The organism is Amycolatopsis sp. NPDC059235, assembly GCF_042754125.1.
GTDB classification, from domain to species: Bacteria; Actinomycetota; Actinomycetes; order Mycobacteriales; family Pseudonocardiaceae; genus Amycolatopsis; species Amycolatopsis albidoflava.
Genome location: NZ_JBHZAG010000104.1, coordinates 24,823 through 31,245, shown reverse-complemented (window position 1 = coordinate 31,245; position 6,423 = coordinate 24,823). Strand labels below are relative to the sequence as shown.

6 protein-coding genes are annotated in these 6,423 nt (G+C 67.1%); 1 reads left to right on the top strand and 5 read right to left on the bottom strand.

Annotation, left to right across the window (positions count from 1 at the left end):
* Positions 1–187 precede the first annotated feature (187 nt).
* The 5 genes from pqqB to pqqA all read right to left on the bottom strand — a co-directional run bounded on the left by pqqB (position 188) and on the right by pqqA (position 3,267).
* On the bottom strand, positions 188–1,057 hold the full coding sequence (gene pqqB / locus ACFXI3_RS40815) for a pyrroloquinoline quinone biosynthesis protein PqqB (protein ID WP_378407033.1): 870 nt from the start codon (positions 1,055–1,057) through the stop codon (positions 188–190).
* The gene (gene pqqE / locus ACFXI3_RS40810; protein WP_378407031.1) at positions 1,054–2,127 is read right to left on the bottom strand and encodes a pyrroloquinoline quinone biosynthesis protein PqqE; all 1,074 of its coding nucleotides are present in this window, start codon (positions 2,125–2,127) and stop codon (positions 1,054–1,056) included. The genes pqqB and pqqE overlap by 4 nt, the downstream gene beginning before the upstream one ends.
* Positions 2,118–2,390, bottom strand: coding sequence for a pyrroloquinoline quinone biosynthesis peptide chaperone PqqD (gene pqqD, locus ACFXI3_RS40805; protein WP_378407029.1), 273 nt, complete (start codon positions 2,388–2,390; stop codon positions 2,118–2,120). The genes pqqE and pqqD overlap by 10 nt, the downstream gene beginning before the upstream one ends.
* A gap of 3 nt (positions 2,391–2,393) precedes the next feature.
* Entirely contained in the window at positions 2,394–3,092 is a 699-nt protein-coding gene (gene pqqC, locus ACFXI3_RS40800) for a pyrroloquinoline-quinone synthase PqqC (protein WP_344276633.1), read from the bottom strand.
* Between the two features lie 79 nt (positions 3,093–3,171).
* Positions 3,172–3,267: a pyrroloquinoline quinone precursor peptide PqqA gene (gene pqqA / locus ACFXI3_RS40795; protein ID WP_344276630.1), complete on the bottom strand. Its 96-nt coding sequence runs from the start codon at positions 3,265–3,267 to the stop codon at positions 3,172–3,174.
* Positions 3,268–3,580: 313 nt separating this feature from the next.
* Between pqqA and ACFXI3_RS40790 the strand changes: the two genes are divergently transcribed.
* Complete coding sequence (locus tag ACFXI3_RS40790) at positions 3,581–6,355, top strand: sugar-binding domain-containing protein (RefSeq protein ID WP_378407026.1); 2,775 nt, start codon at positions 3,581–3,583, stop codon at positions 6,353–6,355.
* Positions 6,356–6,423 lie beyond the last annotated feature (68 nt).

The window sequence follows — 6,423 nt, the reverse complement described above, 5'->3', positions numbered from 1 at the left end:
GGGCCGTGGGCCGTGGGCCGTGGGCCGTGGGCCGTGGGCCGTGGGCCGTGGGCCGTGGGCCGTGGGCCGTGGGCCGTGGGCCGTGGGCCGTGGGCCGTGGGCGGTTTGGGGCCGACGCGACTGGGGCGGTTCTTCGCGCCGGCGGAAGCCTGCGGAACCCAGAGCGGCCCGCGCCGAGGTGTCGCGCTCAGAGGATGAACTCGGCCCCATCCGGCGGCAATTCCGCACCCGCGTCCACCACCGCGGCGTGTTCTGGGCTGGCCAGGTCGACGACCGGGTTCGTGTTGTTCAGATGGGTGTAAGCCCATCGTGTGGCCCCCGCCCGGTTCGTGATCATCGGCAGCGTCGTGGTGATCGGCACGTGGCCCATCGCCTGCTGCGCCGCCGGGTTGGCGCCGTCAGTGGCGGTCGTGAATTCAGTGCCGCCGTGGAAGGTGCCGTCCAGCAGCACGAGGCTCGCGCCTTCGACGAATGCGTCGAAGCCGGGCGGCCAAGTGCGCAGGCAAGGCGCGTAGACGAGTGTGCCCCCGGTCGTCGGGTCGTGGATGCGGTAGGCGACGACCCACGGGCCGGCGTGGGCGGAGGAGCGGGCGTATTTCGGTTGTTTGTCGCTGATGGGGAGGGAGGTGATCACCAGGCCGTCGAGGGTGGTTTCGGTGGTGGGGAGCCAGTTCCAGTGGTGGTACTCGCTGATGATGGTGCGGGCCGGGAAATGGTCGGTCAAAGCGTGCAGTGCGGCGGCGGGGGCGTGGACAGTGAAATCCGCCGCCTCGCGGAGCATGAGCAGGCCGAGGGCATGGTCTAGTTCGGCGTCGGTGAGCAGGACTGTGCGCAGCGGCGTCTCGCGCGGACCGGGGCCGGCGCGTAGGGCGGGGGTCGCCAGGATTTGGGCGCGGATGTCGGGCGAGGCGTTGAGGAGGTGCCACGCGCGGCCGTCTGCGCTGAAGGCGACGCTGTCCTGCGTGCGCCCGGGAGAGCCGGAGGTGCACGGTGCGCAGGCGCAGTTCCATTGTGGACACCCGCCGCCCGCGGCGGTGCCTAGGAGGATGACCTTCACCGGGCCGGGCCACGCATGATCAGGTCCGGAGCGGACGGTGCGGCGAGGATCAGGTCGACGGTGCCGCGGTTCGGGGAGCGCGAGCAGACGGGATCGGTGTTGGCCGCGTCGCCGGTGAGCTGGAATGCCTGGCAGCGGCAGCCGCCGAAGTCGGTGGTGCGGCGGTCGCAGGTGCGGCACGGGTCGCTCATCCACTCTTCGCCGCGGTAGGCGTTGAAGGATTCCGAGCGGTACCAGATGTCGGCGAGGGAGGTGTCGCGGACGTTGTCGAGAGTGAGCGTGGTGATCGCGCTCGCGGCGGGGCAGGGGAGCACGGTGCCGTCGGGGGCGATCGTCAGTTGCCGCGCGCCCCAGCCGTGCATGCAGGGTTTGGGGAACGGCTCGTAGTAGTCGGCGACGACGTAGATGATTTCCATCGTGCCGCGCAGGCGGTTGACGGCCGCGCGGACTACGGGTTCGGCGGCGGCGAGTTGCCTGCGCGTGGGCATCAGCGCGTCGCGGTTGCGCAGCGCCCAGCCGTAGTACTGGGTGTTCGCCAGTTCCAGCCGGTCCGCGCCCATCGACTCGGCTAGGGCGATGATTTCCGCGAGCTGGTCGTGGTTTTGCCGGTGCAGCACCACGTTGACGGTCAGCGGCAGACCCGAGGCTTTCACGAGTTCGGCGACGTCCAGCTTTCGGTCGAAGGCCTTGGCCCCGGCGAGGAGGTTCGCGCGGTCGGGAGTGGCGGCTTGCACGGAAAGCTGGACGTGGGCCAGGCCCCGTTCGGCGAGGTCGTTCAGCCGCGGCTCGGTCAGGCCGAGGCCGGAGGTGACCAGGTTGACGTAGCAGCCGAGGCCGCTCGCGTGCGTGACCAGCTCCGGAAGATCCGGGCGCGCCAACGGTTCCCCGCCCGACAGGTGGATCTGCAGCACGCCTAGTTCCCGGGCCTGGGACAGGGCGTCCGTCCAGTCCGCAGTGGACAGTTCCGCGGACCGGCTCACCAGCTCCACGGGGTTCGAACAGTACGAGCAGTGCAGGGGACAGCGGTGCGTCAGCTCCGCGAGCAACCCCAGCGGTGCGGTCACGTCCATTCGATCACCCGCCGTTGTCCGAACCGAGCCAGCACCGCCAGGACATCAGTCTCTTGGACGCCTTGGTATCGGCCCTCCAAGAGAGCGATGATGCCGGAGACTGGCGTGGCGCCGTCGCAGAGTTGCAAGACTGCGGTGGCGGTGGAGTTCGGCACGAGAACGCCTTCCGGAAACAACAGGACATGCACCCCGCGCACGTGATCGAAAGTCAGGCGCACGCCCGTGCGAAGCTTCGGCACCGAAGCGACGGTGATGGTGTCCATGGCTCACTCCTTGGCCGCGGCGCGTTCGATGGCGTCGAGCATCGACCACAGCACGTCGCATTTGAACGACAGCGCGGCCACCGCCTTCTCCTGCTGTTCGCGGGTGACGCAGTGGCGCACGACAATGTCCAAAGTGTCCTTGCCTTCGCCGGAAACCTTGTCGATCCGGTTGGTGAAATACGCCAGGTCCGCGCGGGAGATCCACGAGTAGTTCGCCAGGACGTCGGCCACCCGCTGCTGCATCAGGTGCCCGGCGAACATCTCGGTCAGGCCGGAGGCAATGGCTTCGATCCAGGGTTTGGTGCGCGCGAAGGTGACGTAGGCGTCGACAGCGAACCGGACGCCAGGAGCGACGTGCCGTTCGTCGAGGACCTCGGCTCGGTCGAGGCCGACGGCGGCGCACAGCCGCAGCCACCGTTCGGCTCCGCCCTCGCCTTCGACGGCGCCGTCGTGGTACACGATCCGGTCCAGCCAGATCCGGCGGATTTCCGGGATCGGGCAATTGCTGATGACCGCCGCGTCTTTTCGCGGCAGCACGCATTGGTAGTACCAGCGATTCGCGGCCCAGAGTTTCAGTTCGTGCTCGGTGAGTTCGCCGGCGTGCATCCGCTGGTGGAACGGATGGCTGCCCCAGTACCGGTGGGAGAGGCCGCGCAGGGCGGCGGTGAACTCCGCCGGGCTCATCGGGTGCACAGTGGACATTCGCATACTCCGGGATTCACTGAGCGGCACGGTTTTCCGGAAGGACGGGACCGCCAGCGCACCGGCCCCGTCCGGCGGGTCACTCCTCCCGGCGGGCCGCGTAGGCGGTGACCTCCATCGGCGTTTCGTACTCGACGAAGTCGGGCGCGGTCCACATTTCGGCGGTTTCGGTCATGAGGAAACTCGCTTTCCTTCGGTGGTGCACCGGTGAGCGGGGCAGGCGTCCCGCCGCGAACGCCGTCACCCTAAAAGCGCAAGGCGGCCGGTCGCCAGGGGTGCGGGCCGATTTCCCGCGGACTTTGTAAATATTCCTTCCGATGGCGCAGCGAGCGGTCACTCTCGGGCGCCGCCGCCTCTTGTCCGCCCGACAGATTCCTTGCGGGCGCGCGAAAACCTCCCGATGCGGCTTGACAGCGGACCCGCGGGCGGCCGAATAATAGGGTTCAAGCGCGGTTGACAACGATGTCAGTAGAGGTTTCGGGAGCGACGTGACCCAGGTGAATCGCAGGCGTTTCCTGTCCGGCGGGATTGCTGTCGCGGGCGGCGGTGTGCTCGGCGCGTTCGGGCTGTCCGGCACCGCCGGAGCGGCTCCGGAGGCCCGGCCGCCCCAGATCGGCGGCGGCGAGATCGGCAGCGGCTGGACCTTCGTCGCGGCCGACGGCAAAGCGGCGGGCAGTGCACTGGCCAGCACGCAGGACGTCGCCGGTCTGAAGCCGGCCATGGTCCCGGGGACGCCGCTGACGAGCATGATCGCCAACGGCGAGTACCCGGATCCGCTGTACGGCCACATCGTGACCGACACCGTTCCGGACACCCTCAAGGACACCGCCTACTGGTACCGGGTCGCGTTCCGGGTGCCGAAGCTGGTTCCCGGGCAGCGGTTCTGGCTGCAGTTCGACGGCATCAACTACCTCGGGACCGTGTGGCTCAACGGCACCAAGGTCGGCACTGTCGAGGGTGCGTTCAAGCGGGCGGTCTTCGAGGTCACGGACATCGTGGCGAAGGCAGCCGGCATGGCTTGGCTGGCGGTGCTGGTCGGAAAGCTCGACTACGCCGACCCGCCCGCGCTGCCGAGCTACGCCAGCGGGGTGACGCGGGGCGGCCGCAACGGCGGTCCGACCGGGATCACGCTGAAGAACGGCCCGACCTTCTTCTGCACCGCTGGCTGGGATTGGCTGCCCACCATCCCCGACCGGGACCTCGGGATCTGGCAGCCGGTCACCTGGCGTACCACCGGACCGGTGCGGCTGGCCGACGTGCAGGTCACCTCGACCCTGTCGCAGGACTTGCACACGGCGGACGTGTCGGTCGAGCTCGCATTGGACAGTGCCGCGGCGAGGTCCGTGGTGGTGAAGGGATCGCTGGACGGACAAGAGTTCCGGCGAACGATCAGCGTGCCGGCGGGCGCGTCGTCGGTTGTGCTGACGTCGAAAGACATCGCCTGCCTGCTCTTGGACCGGCCGAAGCTGTGGTGGCCCAACGGCTACGGCGACCCGTATCGCTACCGGCTGACCGTCAGCGTCGAATCCAGCGGCCAGGTCCAGGACGAAAGAACAGTGGACTTCGGAATCCGGCGCATCGAATACACGACACCGATGCGCTCGCCGTCCGGGTCGACGACCGACTGCCTGGCGATCACCGTCAACAACCAGCCGATCCTGGTAATGGGCGGCAACTGGGGGCTCGACGAGGCCCTCAAGCGGATTCCGCGGGAGCGGTTGCGCGCGCAGGTGCGCCTGCATCGCGACGCGAACCTCAACCTGATCCGCAACTGGAACGGCCAGAGCAGCACCGAGGACTTCTTCGCCGCTTGTGACGAGTACGGCATCCTGGTCTGGCAGGATTTCTTCTGCTCGACCGAAGGCCCGCCCGCCGAGAACACCGCTCGCGACCTGGCCAACATCCGCGATTGCATCGTGCGGTTCCGCAACCACCCGTCGATCCTGCTCTGGTGCGGCGGCAACGAGGGACCGCCGCCGCAGCCGTTGATCGACGGACTGGACGCACTGGTCGCCGAACTGGACCCGCAGCGAGTCGCGCTGACCAGTTCGGCGGGCGACACCGGGCAGAACCCGATCGACGGATACCGTTCCGGCGGGCCTTATCATTGGGTCCCGCCCGCCAAGCATTTCTCGCTCAACGACGGCACGCAGTGGCCGCCCTTCCACAACGAGGTCGGCTCGTACTCGATCCCGACGCTGGAATTCATGCGAAAGATGCTCCCGGAGTCTTCGTGGGAGCACCCCGATGATTTCTGGGCCGACCGAGACGTGAACGGCAACGGAGGAAACGGCGGAGGCGCAGGTTACCTCGCCTTGACCGCAGACCGCTATGGAGAACTACGGAACCTGCCGGACTTCGCACGCAAGTCGCAGCTGATGAACTACGAATGCATCAAGGCGATTTACGAGGCCCCGGTGGCCAATATGCGCAGCGCCGGACCTTACCCGCGTACCGGAGTCATCATGTGGATGACCAACCCCGCGCAACCGAGCTTCGTCTGGCAGATGTACAGCCACGATTTGGAAGCCCATTCGTCGTACTACGCGGTCCAGCACGCATGCCGGCGGATCAATGTGGTTCTGGACGCGAAATCTTTCGACGTCGTGGTAGCGAACCATGGCCGAGCGCCGATCCGCGGCAGGGTCGAGGTCACGCTCTACGGACTGGACGGCGCAGAGTTAGGCCGCGACTCGTTCGGGGTGGACGCGGGAGCCTCTGATCGAACTGTGGTCGGGAGCATCGCGGCGCGTGTGAAGGAAATTCCGTCGGAGATCGTCTTTGTCCGGATGGTCCTCAAGGACTCTCGAGACTCGGAGCTAGTGCGGAACTTCTATTGGGCGGAGAACCCCACACGAGCGGCGGGCTTCACCGCCCTTGACGAGATGCCCCCGGCAACCATTTCAGTGAACGCCGGAGTTACACGACACCAAGACGGCACCGAGGTGGCAGTCGATGTGCGCAACGTCGGAAAGCCCGTGGCGTTGATGCTGCATTTGCAGATCTACGACGTCCGAACTGGCGAACGAATCCTGCCAGCGACGTTCAGCGACAACTACCTAAATCTGGCCGCCGGAGAAGCGACAACCGTAAAAGCTCAACTGAACAGCGAGCAGACCCGACACCATCCGAACGTAGGAATCCGAGTCGACGGATGGAAGATCAACCACCAAGCATCCCGATTGCAAGCCCGCGGCGCAACAGCAACGTTCAATCACGAGGCACTAAACACCCACCCCGAAACCCCCACGTTCAAACACTGAGCCGAAACACCCAACCAGCCAAGCACCCCCACGCAACCAAGAGACGCAATGTCGCCGCCAGGCGACGA

Bases quoted from the DNA above. Each gene is read 5' to 3' on its own strand.
- pqqC (WP_344276633.1), bottom strand. From the start codon at position 3,092: ATGTCCACTGTGCACCCGATGAGCCCGGCGGAGTTCACCGCCGCCCTG.
- pqqE (WP_378407031.1), bottom strand. From the start codon at position 2,127: ATGGACGTGACCGCACCGCTGGGGTTGCTCGCGGAGCTGACGCACCGC.
- pqqA (WP_344276630.1), bottom strand. From the start codon at position 3,267: ATGACCGAAACCGCCGAAATGTGGACCGCGCCCGACTTCGTCGAGTAC.
- pqqD (WP_378407029.1), bottom strand. From the start codon at position 2,390: ATGGACACCATCACCGTCGCTTCGGTGCCGAAGCTTCGCACGGGCGTG.